Source organism: Imperialibacter roseus, from assembly GCF_032999765.1.
GTDB classification, from domain to species: Bacteria; Bacteroidota; Bacteroidia; order Cytophagales; family Cyclobacteriaceae; genus Imperialibacter; species Imperialibacter roseus.
In genome coordinates this window covers 778583-796731 of sequence record NZ_CP136051.1, presented here as the reverse complement: position 1 = coordinate 796731, position 18149 = coordinate 778583, and the positions used below count along the sequence as shown (strand labels likewise).

Annotated in this window: 19 protein-coding genes; 12 read left to right on the top strand and 7 right to left on the bottom strand. The window is 46.0% G+C overall.

The genetic code is table 11. From position 1 onward, the window contains the following. The first annotated feature begins 82 nt into the window (after positions 1 to 82). Positions 83 to 637 carry a DUF4287 domain-containing protein gene (locus tag RT717_RS03355; RefSeq protein ID WP_317490327.1) on the top strand — a complete coding sequence of 185 codons (555 nt, stop codon included), beginning with the start codon at positions 83 to 85 and terminating at the stop codon, positions 635 to 637. Between the two features lie 17 nt (positions 638 to 654). Here the strand turns inward: RT717_RS03355 and RT717_RS03350 are convergent, their stop codons facing one another. The 3 genes from RT717_RS03350 to porX are packed head-to-tail and all read right to left on the bottom strand — an operon-like array spanning position 655 to position 3863. Continuing rightward, positions 655 to 1881 (bottom strand): alanine dehydrogenase, encoded by a 1227-nt coding sequence (locus tag RT717_RS03350; RefSeq protein ID WP_317490326.1) that lies wholly within the window; start codon positions 1879 to 1881, stop codon positions 655 to 657. Continuing rightward, complete coding sequence (gene tsaE / locus RT717_RS03345) at positions 1874 to 2302, bottom strand: tRNA (adenosine(37)-N6)-threonylcarbamoyltransferase complex ATPase subunit type 1 TsaE (protein ID WP_317490325.1); 429 nt, start codon at positions 2300 to 2302, stop codon at positions 1874 to 1876. Before tsaE ends, RT717_RS03350 begins: the two co-directional genes overlap by 8 nt. 1 nt (position 2303) lies before the next feature. Further along, positions 2304 to 3863: a T9SS response regulator signal transducer PorX gene (porX, locus tag RT717_RS03340; RefSeq protein WP_151998714.1), complete on the bottom strand. Its 1560-nt coding sequence runs from the start codon at positions 3861 to 3863 to the stop codon at positions 2304 to 2306. 60 nt (positions 3864 to 3923) lie between these two features. On the opposite strand from porX, the gene RT717_RS03335 reads away from it, so the two are divergent. From RT717_RS03335 to RT717_RS03310, 6 genes are all read left to right on the top strand, one after another. Continuing rightward, positions 3924 to 5153, top strand: coding sequence for an HD domain-containing protein (locus RT717_RS03335; protein ID WP_317490324.1), 1230 nt, complete (start codon positions 3924 to 3926; stop codon positions 5151 to 5153). A gap of 25 nt (positions 5154 to 5178) precedes the next feature. Beyond that, positions 5179 to 6237, top strand: coding sequence for a UDP-3-O-(3-hydroxymyristoyl)glucosamine N-acyltransferase (gene lpxD, locus RT717_RS03330; RefSeq protein WP_317490323.1), 1059 nt, complete (start codon positions 5179 to 5181; stop codon positions 6235 to 6237). Next, positions 6227 to 7621 (top strand): bifunctional UDP-3-O-[3-hydroxymyristoyl] N-acetylglucosamine deacetylase/3-hydroxyacyl-ACP dehydratase, encoded by a 1395-nt coding sequence (locus tag RT717_RS03325; protein WP_151998717.1) that lies wholly within the window; start codon positions 6227 to 6229, stop codon positions 7619 to 7621. Before lpxD ends, RT717_RS03325 begins: the two co-directional genes overlap by 11 nt. Then, positions 7618 to 8397 carry an acyl-ACP--UDP-N-acetylglucosamine O-acyltransferase gene (lpxA, locus tag RT717_RS03320; protein WP_317490322.1) on the top strand — a complete coding sequence of 260 codons (780 nt, stop codon included), beginning with the start codon at positions 7618 to 7620 and terminating at the stop codon, positions 8395 to 8397. Before RT717_RS03325 ends, lpxA begins: the two co-directional genes overlap by 4 nt. Beyond that, positions 8387 to 9016: an ABC transporter ATP-binding protein gene (locus RT717_RS03315; RefSeq protein ID WP_317490321.1), complete on the top strand. Its 630-nt coding sequence runs from the start codon at positions 8387 to 8389 to the stop codon at positions 9014 to 9016. The genes lpxA and RT717_RS03315 overlap by 11 nt, the downstream gene beginning before the upstream one ends. A 105-nt stretch (positions 9017 to 9121) precedes the next feature. Continuing rightward, entirely contained in the window at positions 9122 to 9625 is a 504-nt protein-coding gene (locus tag RT717_RS03310) for a hypothetical protein (RefSeq protein ID WP_317490320.1), read from the top strand. Positions 9626 to 9673: 48 nt separating this feature from the next. Here the strand turns inward: RT717_RS03310 and RT717_RS03305 are convergent, their stop codons facing one another. Both RT717_RS03305 and RT717_RS03300 read right to left on the bottom strand, forming a co-directional pair. Beyond that, positions 9674 to 12073: an endonuclease MutS2 gene (locus RT717_RS03305; protein ID WP_317490319.1), complete on the bottom strand. Its 2400-nt coding sequence runs from the start codon at positions 12071 to 12073 to the stop codon at positions 9674 to 9676. Beyond that, a complete protein-coding gene (locus tag RT717_RS03300) occupies positions 12070 to 12447 on the bottom strand; it encodes a DUF4296 domain-containing protein (RefSeq protein ID WP_317490318.1) in 378 nt (125 codons plus the stop codon). The genes RT717_RS03305 and RT717_RS03300 overlap by 4 nt, the downstream gene beginning before the upstream one ends. A 51-nt stretch (positions 12448 to 12498) precedes the next feature. On the opposite strand from RT717_RS03300, the gene RT717_RS03295 reads away from it, so the two are divergent. From RT717_RS03295 to RT717_RS03285, 3 genes are read left to right on the top strand one after another with little or no spacing between them, the layout of a single operon-like run. Continuing rightward, complete coding sequence (locus RT717_RS03295; protein ID WP_317490317.1) at positions 12499 to 13377, top strand: DUF58 domain-containing protein; 879 nt, start codon at positions 12499 to 12501, stop codon at positions 13375 to 13377. A gap of 16 nt (positions 13378 to 13393) precedes the next feature. Next, a complete protein-coding gene (locus tag RT717_RS03290) occupies positions 13394 to 14263 on the top strand; it encodes a hypothetical protein (protein ID WP_317490316.1) in 870 nt (289 codons plus the stop codon). Positions 14264 to 14276: 13 nt separating this feature from the next. Further along, entirely contained in the window at positions 14277 to 15317 is a 1041-nt protein-coding gene (locus RT717_RS03285) for a vWA domain-containing protein (RefSeq protein WP_151998867.1), read from the top strand. A gap of 23 nt (positions 15318 to 15340) precedes the next feature. On the opposite strand, the gene RT717_RS03280 is transcribed toward RT717_RS03285, so the two are convergent. Further along, positions 15341 to 16405: an LA_2272 family surface repeat-containing protein gene (locus RT717_RS03280; protein ID WP_317490315.1), complete on the bottom strand. Its 1065-nt coding sequence runs from the start codon at positions 16403 to 16405 to the stop codon at positions 15341 to 15343. A 156-nt stretch (positions 16406 to 16561) separates the two neighbouring features. Here RT717_RS03280 and RT717_RS03275 point away from each other — a divergent pair, with 156 nt between their 5' ends. Both RT717_RS03275 and RT717_RS03270 read left to right on the top strand, forming a co-directional pair. After that, on the top strand, positions 16562 to 17113 hold the full coding sequence (locus RT717_RS03275) for an RNA polymerase sigma factor (protein WP_317490314.1): 552 nt from the start codon (positions 16562 to 16564) through the stop codon (positions 17111 to 17113). A gap of 12 nt (positions 17114 to 17125) precedes the next feature. Further along, positions 17126 to 17503, top strand: a complete 378-nt coding sequence (locus tag RT717_RS03270; RefSeq protein ID WP_317490313.1) for an HMG-box domain-containing protein — start codon at positions 17126 to 17128, stop codon at positions 17501 to 17503. Positions 17504 to 17520: 17 nt separating this feature from the next. Here RT717_RS03270 and RT717_RS03265 read toward each other — a convergent pair whose 3' ends face one another. After that, positions 17521 to 18111 carry a DUF6992 family protein gene (locus RT717_RS03265; RefSeq protein WP_317490312.1) on the bottom strand — a complete coding sequence of 197 codons (591 nt, stop codon included), beginning with the start codon at positions 18109 to 18111 and terminating at the stop codon, positions 17521 to 17523. Positions 18112 to 18149 lie beyond the last annotated feature (38 nt).

Here is an 18149-nt window from a genome sequence, read left to right as displayed (position 1 = left end):
CATTTTTGCGGCTTCGGTTGTTGGGTTTACCATCTTTTATTCAGCCTTCTTATATTGGAAGTGTACCAAACCGGAAAGATCAATGGATCAGGCAGCACAAACTATGATCGACAACCTGGAGAAAAACTCCGGAAAGTCGCTGGATGAATGGATAGCACTAGTAAAAAGCAGCGACCTTTCGAAACATGGTGAAATAATCAAGCTTTTGAAGGAAATGCACGGCCTCACACACGGGTACGCCAATTTGGTGGCTCACAAGGCGAAGGGATCCGATGCGGGCTCAGCAGCCAACCTCGCCGACCTGATTACAGAACAATATAAAGGCAAAGAGGCTTTAAAGCCCATTTACGATCAGCTGATGGTGGAAATAAAGAAATTTGGCGTCGACGTGGAAGTAGCGCCGAAAAAGGCCTACGTGAGCCTGCGACGCAAAAAGCAGTTTGCTATGCTCACACCCGCTACTAAAACCCGCTTCGAAATTGGGGTCAACTTGAAAGGAGACGAATCAAGTGGCGTTTTGGAAAAAATCACCTCGGCTAATTCCATGTGTTCGCACAAAATCAAACTTGAGTCTGCCGGAGAAATCTCCGCTGAAACTATAGGATGGTTGAAAGAAGCCTACGAGCAGGCAGGGTGAGTTCAGGCAGTACACTGTCAGAACCTCGCCGCCATTAACAAATTCAAATCTTTGTACTTAAGATTGAACTTGCGGGCGAGATGAGGGTTGGTAAGGCTTCCTTTGAAAGTATATACGCCTTTCATGAACCACTTGTGAGTAAATATCATATCGCCAACGCTCCCCACTTCTGCTATTTGCATCAGCACCGGAGTGAATATGTTGCTAAGCGCTGTTGAGGCGGTTCTGGCCACTCTGGAAGCGATATTGGGTACACAGTAGTGAATAACACCATGTTTTCTAAAAACCGGATCGTTGTGAGTTGTTAATTCGGCTGTTTCAATGCAGCCCCCCTGATCAATGGTGACGTCAATGATGATAGAATCTTGTTTCATTTCCATCACCATTTCCTCTGTCACTACACATTTGTTTCTCCCCTTTTCCACCCTCATAGCGCCAATGACCACATCGGCATTTTTCAGAGCCGTCAGCAAAGTGGTATGATCGAGGGTAGACGTATACACCTGCTGACCAAGGGCATGTTTTACACGCCGTAATTTATAAATGTGGTTATCGAAAATTTGAATATCCGCTCCAAGACCGAGTGCGGCCCTCGCAGCATGCTCCGCTACTGTTCCCGACCCAAGGATAACTACCTGCGTTGGTGGCACGCCAGTAATACCCCCCACAACTACTCCCTGCCCTCCATTCACATTACTGAGGTATTCCGCTGCTATGAGCATGACTGTGCTGCCTGCAATTTCACTCATAGCTCTTACCAACGGCAGTCCGCCTACCTTGTCTTCAATTAGCTCGTAGGCCAGGGCAGTTACTTTCTTTTCGTTGAGTGCATTGATGAAGTGAGCCGATTGACGCCCTGTCTGAATGGCAGAAAACAGCGTTTGGCCACTTTTCATGTAGCTAATCTCCTCCGACATGGGTGGCTCCACTTTGAGCATGATATCGGCAGAATAGACTTCTTTGGCAGAATAGACAATCTTTGCTCCAGCCTCGCTATAGTCTTTATCAAGGAATTTAGCCGCTTTTCCGGCGCCCGTCTCTACCCAAACCTCGTGACCTCCCGCCACTAAAACGGCTACTGAAGATGGCTTCAGCGCTACCCTGTTCTCCTGAAGTGACCGCTCACGGGGAATGCCGATAAAAAGCGATTTATCCCCCTCTCTTACCTTCAGAAGTGATTCCTGCGGATACAGGGATTGTTCTTTCGCTAGTTCCTCCACTTCCTTTCGGTACTTGTCAGCCATATCTCTCGAGCAAAATCTTCCGTTGGTTTTCTGACACTAAGATAAGGGTAATTTTGAGGTATTCTTCGGGCAGCAACGAGGGAATTTTAGAAGGCCACTCGATGAAACAATAATTTCCCGAATAAAAATACTCATCTACACCAATATCAGCTGCCTCCGCCTCAGACTTGATCCGGTAAAAATCAAAATGATAAATAGTCTCCCCTTCAGTGGTTTCGTACTCATTCACGATCGAAAAAGTGGGGCTACTCACATTGTCAACCACCTCCAGTTGCTCGCAAAGCTCCTTAATCAGCGTGGTCTTGCCAGCACCCAGCTCACCTTCAAAAATCCACACCTTGCCTTCGCCCGCCTGTCCAATTATTTGACTGGCAATTTCCGGAAGCTGGGCAATATCCTCACAAAACAATTCTGTAGTCAACTCAGCCTCCCTTGGGTGTCAGGTAAATAATAGGAATGATCATCTCTTCGAGGGAAACACCGCCATGCTGGAAGGTGTCCTTATAAAAATTGACATAATAGTTGTAGTTGTTGGGATAAGCGAAGAAATAATCCTCCACAGCAAAAACGTAGGAAGTAGAAACATTCACCTTTGGCAGGAACATCTCTTCAGGCTTTTTGGCGACAAACACATCCTGCCCGTCGTACCCAAGATTCTTGCCTTGTTTGTAGCGCAAATTGGTATTGGTGTTTTTATCACCGACAATCTTGAAAGGCCTTTTCACCCTGACCGTGCCGTGGTCGGTTGTGATAATTGTCCTGCACTTCTTTTCAGATATCTTTTTTAACGCATCCAAAAGCGGCGAGTGTTCGAACCACGATTTGGTAATCGAGCGGTAGGCGGCCTCATCCGGAGCCAGTTCCCGGATCATTTCCAGGTCAGTGCGGGCGTGCGACAACATGTCCACAAAATTATAAACGATCACATTAAGGTCGTTATTCATCAGGTTGTTGAAATTATCCAACAAATGCTTGCCCTGATTTACATGGATTATCTTGTGATATGATGACTTGATATTTAATCTGTTGCGCTGAATTTGCCGCTTCAGAAAGTCTTCTTCATGGTTGTTTTTGCCATCGTCGGTATCCTCGCCCACCCAAAGATCAGGATGATGTTTTTCCATTTCACTCGGCAGCATACCAGAAAATATCGCATTGCGGGCATAGGCTGTGGTTGTGGGAAGGATAGAAAAATAAGTTTCCTTCTCTTTAATATTAAAGTATTGAGAAATGACAGGTTCTAATATCTCCCATTGGTCATACCTTAGGTTGTCTATCACTATAAAAAACAACGGGTCATTTTCTTTCAGCTGAGGAAATACCTTTTTCTTCATCAGCTGATGTGAAAGCATTGGTTTTTTGGACTCCGGATCGTTAAGCCAGTCCTTATAATAGTCGGCTATGAACTTAGTGAAGTTTTTGCTCGCTTCTGCTTTTTGCATTTCGAGCACCTCAGCCATGCTTTTATCCTCTGTATTTTCTATTTCCAGCTCCCAATACACCAGCTTCTTGTACACCTCCACCCACTCCTCGTAGTCCATGTGCTCACTGAAAGCCATACTTATGTTCCGAAAGTCCTGCTGATAACTTTGGTTAGTATGCTCGCTCACCAGCCTGCGGTTATCGAGGATTTTCTTGACAGACAGAAGGATTTGATTCGGATTAAGTGGCTTGATAAGATAGTCGGCGATTTTTGCTCCTATCGCTCCCTCCATGATCTCTTCCTCTTCACTCTTGGTAATCATCACCACAGGAAGACTTGGATGAGTCGATTTAATATAGCTCAACGTTTCCAGCCCTGTCATTCCAGGCATGTTTTCATCGAGGAAGACAATATCAAAATCATTATGATCGCATTGATCCAACGCATCTGCACCACTAATCACCGGTGTGACTTTGTATCCCTTGCTTTCAAGAAATAAGATGTGAGGTTTAAGCAGGTCTATTTCGTCATCGGCCCAAAGAATGGAATATTTTTGCATAGTGGCTTTACTTTAAGAAGCTGAGTGATCAATTTACACCCAAAATTCAGTACAACTAGTTTGAACAAAAAGAAAATAATAAACGATCCGGTATACGGTTTTATCACCATACAAAGCGATCTGATTTTTGATATTATCCAACACCCTTACTTTCAGCGGTTAAGAAGAATCAAACAGCTCGGGTTGAGCGACTTTGTTTACCCGGGAGCACTTCATACCAGGTTTCATCATGCGCTGGGGGCTATGCATTTAATGACAATTACCCTCGACAACCTGAGGAGCAAAGGTCACGAAATTTCTCCGGAAGAATACGAAGCGGCACTCATTGCCATTCTACTTCATGATATCGGCCACGGCCCATTTTCACATACCCTGGAGTTCAGCTTGATGAATGGAATAGGTCACGAGCATATATCTGTACTCCTTATCAGTAAGCTTAACGAGTATTTCGAGGGAAAGCTTACTCTTGCCTTCGATATTTTCAAAAATAAATATCATCGTACCTTTTTCAACCAACTGGTTTCAAGCCAACTTGATATAGATCGGCTCGACTACCTGAAAAGAGATAGCTTTTTCACGGGGGTTTCCGAAGGCACCATTGGTGCGGACCGCATCATAAAGATGCTCGACATACGGGACGGACAGTTGGTAGTGGAAGAAAAAGGCATTTACAGTATCGAAAATTTTCTGAGTGCCCGGCGGCTCATGTACTGGCAGGTATATCTTCACAAAACCTCAGTGGCTTCAGAGAAAATGATGATTCAGCTCATTAAACGAGCCAAGTGGCTGGTGCAAAACGGCACATCTATCAAAGCCACGCCAGCTTTCAGCATTTTTCTTGAAAGAAACATCTCCCTAAAGGATCTTCAGGACGACCCCGAGCTACTTGATGTTTTTGCATCACTCGACGACTACGACATTTGGGGCTCTGTGAAATTCTGGACCAGTTATGACGACAAGGTGCTGAGCATGCTCTCCACCATGCTGCTGCAACGCAAGCTATTTCAGATTGTGATGTCAAATGATAAAATTGAGGCGTCGGTAGCGGAAGGGCTGAAGACGAAAATTCAATCTCAACTCGGTGTAAGCGAGGACGAAGCCAACTACTTTATCGGCAAGGGAAGCATCAGCAACAAAGCGTATATCGCTGAAGGGCAAACCATCAATATTTTAACCAAAGCAGGGCAAATTGTCGATGTTGCCACTGCGTCGGACCTCCCAAACATCAAGGCCATGAGCAAAATCGTAACTAAACACTATCTATGCTGGCCCAAAATTGTATCTTTGTAGCACAGAAATTTGAGGCCCATTTCGCATGGAATTTACCCTGGCACAAATCGCTCACATTCTTAATGGCGAGCTAAAAGGCAACGGTCAAGTAAAAGTAAACAGAGTAGGCAAAATTGAAGAGGGTGGCGAAGGGGCAATTACCTTTTTGTCTAATCCTAAATACGAGCCTTTCATCTACAAGACCACAGCATCGGCTGTGATCGTCAGCAAAGGCTTTAAACCGAAAGGCGAAATTTCGGCCGGTCTAATCCTTGTCGACGATCCATATTTAAGTTTTACAGCACTACTGGAAGAGTACCATAAATTGGTCAGCTTTCAAAAATCGGGGGTTGAGCAACCATGCTTTTTCGCTGATACGGCCACCGAGGGAAAAAACACCTACAGAGGGGCCTTCTCTTATGTTGGAAAAAATGTCAGGCTTGGTGACAATGTAAAAATTTATCCAAATACCTACATAGGCGACGATGTAACCATTGGCAACAACACCATTATATACGCAGGCGTAAAAATTTACTCCAGAACGAAAATTGGGAATTACTGCACGATACATTCCGGTGCTGTCATTGGTAGCGATGGGTTTGGATTTGCTCCTCAAGCCGATGGTAGCTACAAAACAATTCCGCAAGTGGGGAATGTGGTGCTGGAAGACCATGTAAGCATTGGTGCCAACACCACCATTGACTGCGCCACTTTTGATTCAACGATCATCAGGGAGGGCGTGAAGCTCGATAACCTTGTTCAAATCGGGCATAATGTGGAAATAGGGAAGCACACAGTCATCGCTTCTCAAACAGGTATTTCGGGGTCTTCGAAAGTTGGCGAATACAGCATGATTGGCGGGCAGGTGGGGCTTGCAGGACACATCCAGCTTGGAGCACGCACTAAAATCGCCGCACAGTCGGGCATCAACAAGTCTATCAAGGAAGAAGGAAAAATCCTTTTTGGGAGCCCGGCATTTGATCATTTGCAGTACATGAAGTCCGCCATGCTTTTCAAAAGACTTCCTGAACTAAACCAGAAGATCAGAGAACTTGAAGAAAAAATTATAAATTTGACGTCGCTAAAGACAGACGATGAACATTAGGCAGCAAACCGTAAAAGAGAAAGTAACCGTTTCAGGCGTAGGCTTACACACAGGCGTCCATACCACAATGACGTTTGTGCCAGCTCCACCCAACCATGGCATAAAGTTTCAAAGGGTAGACCTTGAAGATCAACCAACTATCGATGCCGATGCGGACTTAGTGGTGGATGTTTCCCGTGGCACTACCCTGGAACAAAACGGCGCCAGGGTGAGTACAACCGAACATGCTTTAGCTGCTTTGGTGGGCTTGGAAATAGACAATGTGTTGATCCAGCTTGACGGCCCGGAAGTGCCGATTATGGACGGAAGTGCGTTGCTGTTTGTAGAAGCGATTCAAAGAGTAGGAGTTGAAGAGCAAAATGCTCAACGAAACTTTTTCGAGGTGCCGGAAAGCATCTTCTACAGAGACAAAACCAATGAAATAGAAATTGCTGCCCTCCCGCTGGACGACTACAGGGTGACTGTAATGGTTGACTACAACTCGCCAGTGCTGGGAAGCCAGCATGCTACATTGACGAATGTAGGCGAGTTTGCCACAGAGATTGCATCGTGCCGCACCTTTTGCTTTTTGCATGAACTTGAAACGCTGCATAAAAACAACCTCATCAAAGGTGGCGACCTCAGCAATGCTATTGTGGTAGTAGACAGGGTAGTTGAAGAACACGAACTGGACAGCCTTGCGAAGCTTCTTGGCAAGCCCAAGGTACAAGTGAAGAAAGAAGGCATCCTCAATAACGTCGATTTACGGTACAAAAACGAGCCCGCCAGACACAAATTGCTGGATGTAATGGGAGATCTTGCCCTTGTTGGCCGTCCTATTAAGGCCCAGATTTTGGCTGCCAGACCAGGTCACGCTGCCAATGTAGCTTTTGCAAAGAAGCTCAAGAAAGTAATGCAGAGCTCTACCAACGACGGCGTACCTTACTACGACCCAAAAATACCTCCTGTATTAGACATCAATAAGATTACTAACATACTTCCGCATCGGTATCCCTTCCTTTTGATCGACAAAATATTTCATTTGGATGAGAAGTGGGTAGCGGGTGTGAAAAATGTAACCTACAACGAGCCTTTCTTCCAGGGTCATTTTCCTGGCAATCCGGTAATGCCCGGGGTACTTCAGGTAGAGGCAATGGCACAAATAGGCGGTATATTGGTACTGAACACTGTGCCAGACCCCGAAAACTACTGGACCTACTTCCTGGGAATTGAGGGGTTCAGGTTTCGAAAAATGGTGCTTCCCGGCGACACCCTGGTAATTCGTTGTGAGCTTTTGGCACCTATCAAAAGAGGAATTGCCAAAATGAGAGGCGAGGCCTATGTTGGTTCCAACCTGGTTTGTGAAGGTGCAATGACCGCCAGCATAGTTAGAAAAGACGTATGATCCATCCGCTAGCATATGTTCATCCTGAAGCCAAGGTAGGGCCCAATGTAACCATTGAGCCCTTCGCTGTGATCCATCACAATGTGGAGATTGGCGAAGGCACCTGGATTGGCTCGCATGCGGTAATTTACGAAGGTGCCCGCATCGGCAAAAACGTAAAAATATTCAACGGCGCCTCTATTTCTACCATCCCTCAGGATCTTAAATTCAAAGGGGAGTCAACGGAGACTTTTATAGGCGACGGCACGTCCATACGTGAATTTGTCACCATTAGCCGTGGTACTTCCGACAAACTTAAGACTGTTGTGGGCAGCGACTGCCTGATCATGGCTTATGCCCACGTAGCCCACGATTGCACTATCGGCAATAACTGTATTCTTGGCAACTCAGTGCAAATAGCCGGACATGTGGTGATTGATGACTGGGCCATTATCAGTGGAACCACAGCCGTTCACCAGTTTTCCAGAATCGGCTCCCACGTAATGGTGTCGGGTGGTTCACTTGTAAGAAAGGACATCCCTCCATTTACCACTGCTGGTAGAGAGCCTTTAAGCTTTTGCGGCATTAACTCTGTAGGTCTTCGCAGAAGAGGGTTCAGTAACGAAAAAATCAACGAAATACAGGACATCTATCGCTATATCTATTTCAGAGGCCTCAATCACTCCAAAGCCATTGAACTGATCCTTGCCGAAACTCCTCACTCCGACGAAAGAGATCAGATTGTTGACTTTATCAGGTCATCGGAAAGAGGGATAATGAAGGGTTTTGCCGTCTGACATGGAGATTGTGCTCGAAAATGCCGGCAAGCGCTATTTGCGTGAGTGGATTTTCAAGAATTTGAGCTATACTTTTAAAAAAGGCTCCTCCTACGCCATTACAGGAAGAAATGGAAGTGGAAAATCCACGCTGGCAGCCGTTCTGAGCGGGCAGTTAATTCCTTCTGAAGGAACAGTAAAACACTCTATTGACGGTAAAGTACTCGATGAGCACCTGGTTTACAGGCATACGTCGCTGGCTGCACCCTATCTGGAGCTCATTGAGGAATTCACACTATCCGAAATGGTCAACTTCCATTTCAGCCTTAAAAGCCTGGAAATTGGCAAGTCGAAAGAGGACGTCCTACCCTTCGCATGGCTGGAAGACTCGGCACAGAAACAAGTGAAGCATCTTTCGTCTGGCATGAAACAGCGGTTCAAGCTAGCTCTCAGTTTTTTGAGTGCCACACCGCTTCTTATCCTCGATGAGCCCACAAGTAATTTGGACACCAATGGAATAAATTGGTATTTGGAACGTTTGAATTCTGTGCTACAGGATCGGTTGGTGGTGATTTGTTCCAACCAGTCCTATGAATATGAAATGTGTAGAAACACTATTTCAATTGAAGAATTCAAGTGAAACATTGGATTATTCCTATTTGAATTTTTTAAAGCGTAATTAGGTATAATTTTCAATTTCTGCTATTTTTGAAAAAGGTTAATTTTTAGTTATAACTAAATCCACATGAACAAACTATCTAATCTATTCACAGCAACAACAATTTTCGCATTGATTATTTTTATCAGTTGCGGAGGCAAGGACGACCCGGGAACAACAGAGCCGGATCCCGTAGCCGAGCGTCTCGCACTGCTCCTCAACGGAGGAACAGAATGGACAGTAGCGGCCGGGGCGGTCAAGCAAGATGGTGTAGCAGCCACCGAGTGGGACAACTTCAAGCTGAAGTTTACCGGTTCTGGCAACAGTGGGAGCTACACTGCTACTGGGCAACCAGCAACCTCAGAAGTACCCAATGTTGACGTAGTTTGGCCAGCAAGCGGTACCTGGTCATTTGGTGACGGCGCAACAGCCGGAGAGAAAGACATTAGCAAAATTGTGAGAAGCGATGGTGTCACTATGGCTGCTTCGGTAACGTCTACCAAGCTTAGTCTGACATTCACTATCGAAGATACTGGTGCAGGCCGTATGCAAGGTGTAGCCGGTACCTGGGTGTTTGAATTCCCTAACTAATATCGATCTCAGATACAACTAATACAAAGGCCCTGAACGGGCCTTTTTTTATTGTCTGAAGCTGATGACTGTGACCCCACTACCGCCTCTCTCCACATGTTCGTCGGCCATCCGCTCAATGAACTTATTGCCACTCAGGTAGCGCCTGATCACTTCTCTGAGAATGCCGTCGCCCTTGCCATGTACGATCCTCACCTCGTGCATGCTGAAAAGCACTGAACTATCTATAAAATCGTCAACTAACTGAATAGCTTCTTCGGCTCTCTTTCCTCTGAGGTCAAGATTGGGGGAAAAGTCGGCCCTTCTTTGGTTCATGTCGATCCCCTTAAAGACGCCACCTACGCTCTCCCGCTTCAAGCTCTTTTTCCCCTGGGACGACGATTTTACTTTTTCAAGACGGTTGAGTGCAATGTGAGATTTTAGCTCTCCCATGAGCACTTCTGCTTTCTTTCCCCGAATGGAGACCACTTCACCAGCCGACTCCTGCCCGGCCATCCTGACCTTGTCGCCTACTTTTATCTCGCCAGCCACAGTTGTCCATACAGGCTTTTTCTCCTCCACTTCCTCAGTCAGCGAAACTTGTATATCTGTGAGCTTTTGGCGCACTTCTTTTGTCTTTTCCTTTTCGGCCTTGTTTTCTTTTATCTCCCTGATAGTATTTTCTACCGCTTTATTGGCGTCGAGTACAATTCGCTTGGCTTCCTGCTTGGCTTCCTTAATAATCTTGCTCTTTTCTGCATCCAAATGAGCTTTCAGGTCCTGGTAGTCTTTGAGTATTTTTTCAAGCTCAGTGTCCTTTCGGTTAACACTCTCGTACCTGGTTTGAAAATCATTTTTAGCGGCTTCCAACTCGTTGATGAGCGTTTCAAACTTCACCTGCGAATGCCCAACAAGGCCTTTCGCCCTTTCGATCACCGCATTTGACAGCCCAATATTTGCGGCCATTTCCAAGGCGAAAGAGCTCCCTGGTCGTCCCACTTCCAGTTCATACAAAGGCTTCAACTGATTTACATCGTATCTCATAGCCCCGTTGATGATGCCTGCATTCTTCTCAGCCATACTCTTCAGATTGCCATAATGCGTAGTAATCACTCCAAAGGATTGCTTTTTGTACAATTGCTCCAGCACGCCCTCCGCAATAGCTCCACCAAACTGCGGCTCGGTGCCAGCGCCAAACTCATCAATCAGAAACAATGTCTTCCCTCCTGCATTTTCGAGGAAAAAACGCATCGAAGTGAGGTGAGAACTGTAGGTACTTAGGTCATTTTCCAGCGACTGTTCATCGCCCATATCGATGAAGATCTTATTGAAAACCCCCATGACCGAGTCGTCTCTAACGGGTACCAAGAGACCGCACTGTAGCATGTATTGCAATAAGACGACGGTTTTCAGGCACACCGACTTGCCGCCGGCATTTGGCCCCGAAATAATCAGAATGCGCCTTTCTGCATCAAGCTCAATATCCAGAGGAACAATAGGCTTTTGGGCCTTTTTGTGCAAAAGATAAAGAAGAGGATGAACCGCCTTGTGCCAAACAATGACCGGATTTTCGTCTATGACAGGCAGCAAGCCATTGATTTCGATGGCAAGCAAAGCCTTCGCCCGTATAAAGTCAATCGCACCAAGAAAATGGTAAGCTTTTTCCAGCGCAGGAATATGAGGCCTTAATTGATCAGTGAAATTTCTAAGAATTCGGATGATTTCCCTTCTTTCTTCCAGCTCCAGCTCCCTTATACGGTTGTTGATCTCCAGGGCCTCGGCCGGCTCCATAAACACAGTTTGTCCTGTTGCTGACTCATCATGAATAAATCCTTTCAGCTTGCGCTTGTGTTCTGCCAGCACCGGAATAACCAAACGCCCGCCCCTTACGGCAATGGAACCATCGTCGGGCGACCACCCCTGTTTTTGTGCGTCTTTGCTTATGTGATCCATTACCCTCCTCAGCGAGGAATGCTCGCTGACCATTGAGGCCCTTATTTGCATAAGCTCTTTGGAGGCGTTGGCTCTCAGCTTTCCTGTGTCATCAATAATAGCCTCAAACCATTTAATAATATCGGTGGGAAGATCTACCATCCCTGATAACCCGTGCAGCGTCGGGCACTCTTCGGCATGTTTTGTCAGCACAGACTGAAGTTGAATAATGGTGCTGAGTGACCGTTTAAGGTCGTAGGCTTCTTCTTCCTCCAGGTAAGTACCGCTAACCTTCATTTTGGCAAGCTGTTCCGCCGGATCAATGTAGTTGGCGTCGGGCAGTCTGTTACCTGCCGCAAATAACCGTCTAAGCTCCTCAGTTTGAATCAAAAGCCTTTTCAGGTACTTCAAGTCGTCTGAAGGCTTCATCTTCTCCACATGCCTTGTGCCGAGGCTGCTAAGGCATTTGGCGGCCACCATTTCACGGATTTTATCGAAGCCGGTTTTGGCCTCGAAGGTATCAGGAAAAACCCTCATAGCGACTCCCCTGATTCTTCAGGCTCTTTTCGAGGACCCATGTTGCGTCTCACTGAGAGACTATCCACTACAGCCGCATAAATTTTATCCAGCATTTCCACATGCTCAAGGTAATACTCAAAGCTATGTGTATAAACCGAATCCGACACGTTGTGCTTATCAAACAAAAGTTGCTGCTGCTGCTTGTAAAGAGCTGTAGAGGAGTCGTAGGTTAACTTTAGTGAGGCTACCTCTGTTTCCAACTGATGTATATCGGTAAGGATGCTGATCATTCGTTGAGGCGCAACGATACCAGCAGGAATTTCTTCTTTGTTGCTACATCCAAAGAGGGATATCAAGAAAAGGCCACCAAGGCTCCAAAAAACATTTTTCACCGACAAAATTTAGCTAAATAAATTCTAACTTTAAACCCCAAACCAAGAGTGATGAAGGATTTCCTCAAGAAGCTGCGAAGATATGAGATTGAGATCAGGAAGGCAATCACCTCACAAATGCAGGGAGATTTTCATTCGATCTTTAAAGGCTCCGGTCTGGAGTTTGACGACGTGCGTCAATACCAGTACGGAGATGATATCAGAACCATAGACTGGAATGTGACCGCCAAAGGGCACGGCACCTTTGTGAAAACGTTCAAGGAGGAAAAGGAGCAGACGGTCTTCTTCATTCTTGACGTAAGTGCCTCGCAGGAAATTGGAGCCGACGGGCAGCAGAAAATAGATATTGGAAAAGAGCTCTGTGGGCTTTTGGCGCTTTCAGCCATTAAGGAGGGCAGCCAGGTTGGTGTGCTGTGCTATTCTGACAAGAAAGAAAAATACATCAAGCCGGCCAAAGGGCTGAGACACGCCTATCAAATTATAGATAGCTTGTTTAATCTGAAACCATCGTCAACAGGTACTAATCTAAACCTGGGCATAAGAAGCGCCATGAACATGATCCATCGCAAAAGCGTGATCATTATGATTTCCGATTTTGTAGACGATGACTATCAACAGGGCATTAAGGCTTTAGCAAAAAAACACGACCTTGTGGTGATCCACCTGAGCGACAGGAGAGAAACACATTTCCCAAGATTGGGTATAGTGCCATTGTATGACAAGGAAAGCAAAAAAACGATTTGGGTGAACACTTCCGCCCCTGCCTTTCGTAAAAAAGTGGAAACCATCTATCAGGGAAATCAGTATGATCTTGAGAAGTTGTGCAAGAAGAATCAGGCCAACTACCTTTCTATAAGTACCGAAGAAGAATACGTGCCAAAATTGATCCGTTTGTTTAGAGTGAGAAATAAAGTCAGGAAAAGTGGGTAAAACAACGGTTTGTTTCATGGCTGCATGGCTGCTCAGTTGGGGCGCATTGCATAGCCAGTCGGTGAATGTTAAGGGATATTTTCTGGAAGACAGCGTGAAGCTGGGTAGCCCTGCCAGCTATGTGCTTGTAGCGGAGTATCCCGGCAGCATCAAAGTGCTTTTTCCCGATTCTACGCATCGTTTTACTCCGTTCGAATTCAACAAACAAACGTTTTTTCCTTCCAAACTGAGGGATGGTTCAGTGGTGGATAGCGTCATTTATGAGCTTTCCACTTTTGAGCTGGAGCCCTACCAAAGCCTTCAGCTACCGGTGTTTCGCTTAAGAGAAAAAGACAGCCTGAAGGTGATGTCGAATGTCGATTCACTGTTTATTGATGGTTTGCTGGACGAAATTCCACAGGATGCCAAATTAAAAGAAACTGTGGGCTACAGTCCGCTGGATTTCGCTTTCAACTATCCCTACCTCGTTATTGGTGGGATTCTCTTTCTCATCATTGCTATCACTCTTTTCCTTGTTTTTGGAAAAACGGTGAGGAAAAAGATCACCCTGTACCGGATGCGCAAGAAATATGAGAAGTTCTCCAATAGCTATACTGAGCAGTTGAGAGCGATTCGCATCGAAAGCGATATCAGGGATGCCGAAATAACCCTTATACTGTGGAAGACGTATCTGGAATCGCTTGAAAAGATTCCCTACACCAAACTGACCACAAAAGAGATACTGAAAGGCGAAGAGAATGCACAGCTTCAGACAGCATTGAAAAGTATCGACAGAAGCATTTACGGCCGAATAATCGACAAAGAATTGTTCAAGCAATTCGAGGTATTAGAAGACATTTGTCTGGATAAATACAAAAAGAAGGTAGAGGAGGTGAAAAATGGATGAGGCAGCTATAAAAATGGCAGAGGAAACTCCGTGGTTCTTTTTGAAATGGTTTGCGCCCTCAACATTTGAAAATTTTGACTGGGCCTTTCCGGTTGTGCTTTATCTGCTACCTGCCGTGCCCCTACTTTTCCTTTTGAAATGGCTGTTAACGTTCAAAAGGCAACAGAAGCTGGACATTGCCCTTACCAAAACCGACCTAAGGTCTGATCCACTTAGCGTGCTGAGGTTCTTACCCGGTTTGGTACTGTTTTTTACGTTTTTGCTGCTCATCATCGCCCTGGCCAGGCCGCAGAAGACGAATGAAAAAGTGGAGCAATGGACGGAAGGCATCGATATCATGCTGGTGATTGATATTTCAGAATCCATGCAAATTCAGGATTTTGAGCCCAACAGGCTGGAAGCAGCCAAACAGGTAGCACGGGACTTTATCACCGGCCGGTTTCAGGACAGAATCGGTTTGGTGGTATTTTCCGGTGATGCATTTTCTATGTCGCCGCTCACCACCGATTACGACCTGCTTAACGCAAACATCAACACTGTAACGTTCGACTTAATTGAAAGCCGGGGAACCGCCATTGGCAGCGCTCTGGCAGTAGGCACCAACCGCATGCGTGAGTCCGATTCCAAATCGAAGGTACTTATACTATTGAGCGACGGTGATAATACCGCTGGCAATATTGACCCCATCACTGCCGCCGAGCTTGCCAGGGCCTATGATATTAAGATTTACACCATTGCCATTGGAAAGGAAGGCCGTGTGCCTTTCGGTACCGACTTCTTCGGCAGGACCCGCTTTGTGGAGAATACACTCGACGAAACGACGCTGCGGGAAATTGCCCGAATTGGTGAAGGTAAGTTCTACAGAGCGATCGACAACGATGCATTGGAAAGAGTGTTCCAGGAGATTAATGAGTTTGAAAAGGCAGAAATAAAAACGACCCAATTCAAGGATACGACCGATTTTTACACGGTGTACCTGAAATGGGCCATTGCGTTCTTGTTGCTTTGGTTGCTGCTCAAAAGCAGCTTTATGAGCAATATACTGAGGGACTAAGGCCTCCAGCTTCAGCGTGAGTGCTATTCGTCCTGATCAATTCTATCACCTTTTCCCCCTCCAAAATGGGCGTTAATAATTGGCAACACTCTTAGCCCTTTCGGATTGTCCTTTACAATATTGATGAGACCTATTTGCATGCCACGAAGGCGATGAGTGGTGTTGATTATACCAATACTCAAGCCATTTTGAGTACCCTGTACGGCATTAACGGCGCTGATGGAAATCCCATTCAATGAGCTGTCGGATCCATTTTCAACCTTCAGGAAAATCGGGGCAACTGTGATGCCTGACACCTGCTGACCGCCGATGGCCAGTGCTACATTGATGCCTCTGATTTTCTTCGAGCCCATGCCTACACCAGCAAAGTTAATACCGGTAAGTGACTCTCCGGCGCCAATTCCTACTAGCGCCAAGTTGACTCCTGTCATTTTCTGGCCGGCTCCCATACCAATTCCTGCTACATTAAGGCCAATGGCATTTTCAGAAGCACCCATTCCTACCAGGGCAAGGTTAATTCCCTTCAGGCTTTCGCCAGCGCCTACGCCGATACCACCGAAGTTAAAGCCGACAGCGTTGCCAGAAGCTCCCATGCCAACGCCTCCAATATTAATGCCTTTGATGTCGCCGCCGGCGCCGACACCGACAAGGCCAAGGTTGAACCCGGTAACGTCGCCACCGGCACCTAAGCCTACACCGCCGATATTAATTCCCGATAACTTGTTGCCAGCTCCAACGCCAATGCCTGCAATGTTGATTCCTGACACGTTTCTCCTTGCGCCAACACCAAATATCCCCAGGCTTATCCCGCTCCTGTTTTCAGAGCCCAATGCCAAAGGGACGCCAACAGAGATGCCATTCACGTCACCAGTATGAAGTTCTTCGTCTTTGGGTGCCCAGGCTGTAATATTGATCCCGTTTACCTTCTCCAGGTTGCTGTCCTTAAAATTAAATCGGATACCCGTGAAGCTTGGAAGGTTGCCAAATCCGATGCCGCCGTTCTTTGAGGGGATGCCAAAGCCCTGAGAAAAGGCGCATTGTGCCGAAAGAACCAGCACAACCAGTGATGAAATCGTAGTCTTTTTCATAGTCCGTTTTTTGAGTTTTTATTGAATGGTAGATGAACACCAGTTGGGTTAGGTTGCATGGGTACGATAGATTTCTCAAGTTTTTTTAGAACCTTTAAAGTAAAATCAAACCTGCGTTCGTCTGCTTATTTGATGAACGAACCTGTTTCACTCACAATGACCGAAAGAAGATCTCAAAACATTGCTGAAGCGTTAAAGCAATACGGGAAACGTCTGTTTGGTTTCATCAGATCGAGGGTTCGAACGCTGGAAGAGGCTGAAGATATCACGCAGGAGGTGTGGTATCAATTCAGTAACCTGGTTGATGTGGAGTCGATAGAGCAGGTAAATGCCTGGCTATTCCGGGTAGCCAGAAACAAGATTACCGACAACTACCGAAAGAAGAAGGTTGATCTTCTGGATGATCAGGCCTTCGAAGATGATGGCGACGGCGATTACATGCTGAGAGACCTTTTGCCATCGGAGGAAGATGTGCCTGAGCTTGAAAACCTGAAGGAAATTTTCAGAAAAGAGCTTTTCGCAGCGCTTGAGGAGCTCCCTGTCAATCAGCAGCAAGTCTTTATCTGGAACGAAATAGAAGATATGACTTTCCAGGAAATGTCAGACCTGACAGGAGAGAACATCAAAACTTTGATATCAAGGAAACGATACGCAGTGCAGCACCTTAGAAAAAAGCTACTGCCGCTTTACAATGAATTAATGAATTAAAATAACATAGTTATGTATACTGAAAATAAGTTCAACCGTGGTAAACACTGGGCGAAGAAGATAGGCCTGATCATCGTGCTTGTGCCGCTTTTCGTGTTCGTGTTTGGCTTTGTTGTCATGACACTTTGGAACTATACCCTTCCAGCTCTGTTTGGCATTAGCACCATCACATTCTGGCAAGCAATAGCCATTACTATCCTGTCAAAAATTCTCTTTGGTGGATTTCATGGCGGTAAGGGGCACAAACAAAGCAATAACAGGAGCGACTACTGGAAACACCGCTGGAAAAATATGTCGGAAGAAGAGAGAGAAAAGTACAAAAACCGCTGGAAGAATTGGTGTGATACAAGGTGGGATGATGAACGGAAGGATACTGAAGAGCAAAGCTGAGGTAAGAATTCCCATGATTACCTCAGCGGAATAATCATCCCAATTCCTTCGGGCCCGAGGTTTACATTTTGTAGAATTCGGGCCCAATCTTTTTGGGCGCTATGCTGAACCAGGTATATACTCAAATCAAAAACAAACAAAAAACCACCCTGAAGAAGCACTCCCTTGCCGAAGCCATTCAGTCTATCGGACTGCTTCAATGCATTTTTTGATCTCTCTATCATATAAAGCCCACCAGACATATAGGCCACATCCAGGGCCGTATTGACCAGAAATATTCTCTCAACTGAATGTTGCTCGCTATAAGCTGCTTGCCAGTCGGCGGCACCGGCATTTCCTCTCATGCTTTGCCACAAAGAAGCACCAGCAAGACCAAGGTTAACGACATTCCAAATTGAATTCATTTGATAGAAGTACTTTTGGGAGCCTTCAGCTTTGGCTTGCAATATGGGGTTTACGGTAAGATTGCCGAGCGCCCAACCACCGAGAATACACATACCGGTGGTGGTAATTTTAACTCTATTACTATCCAACGCCTGCCACGAAGCAACCGCTTCCAGTGCGCCGTCGGGCTGCTGGCCAATAACCGTGTGAAATAAAAAAATCAAAAGGAAGCAGGCTAATGGTTTCATGCCTGGTTAACATC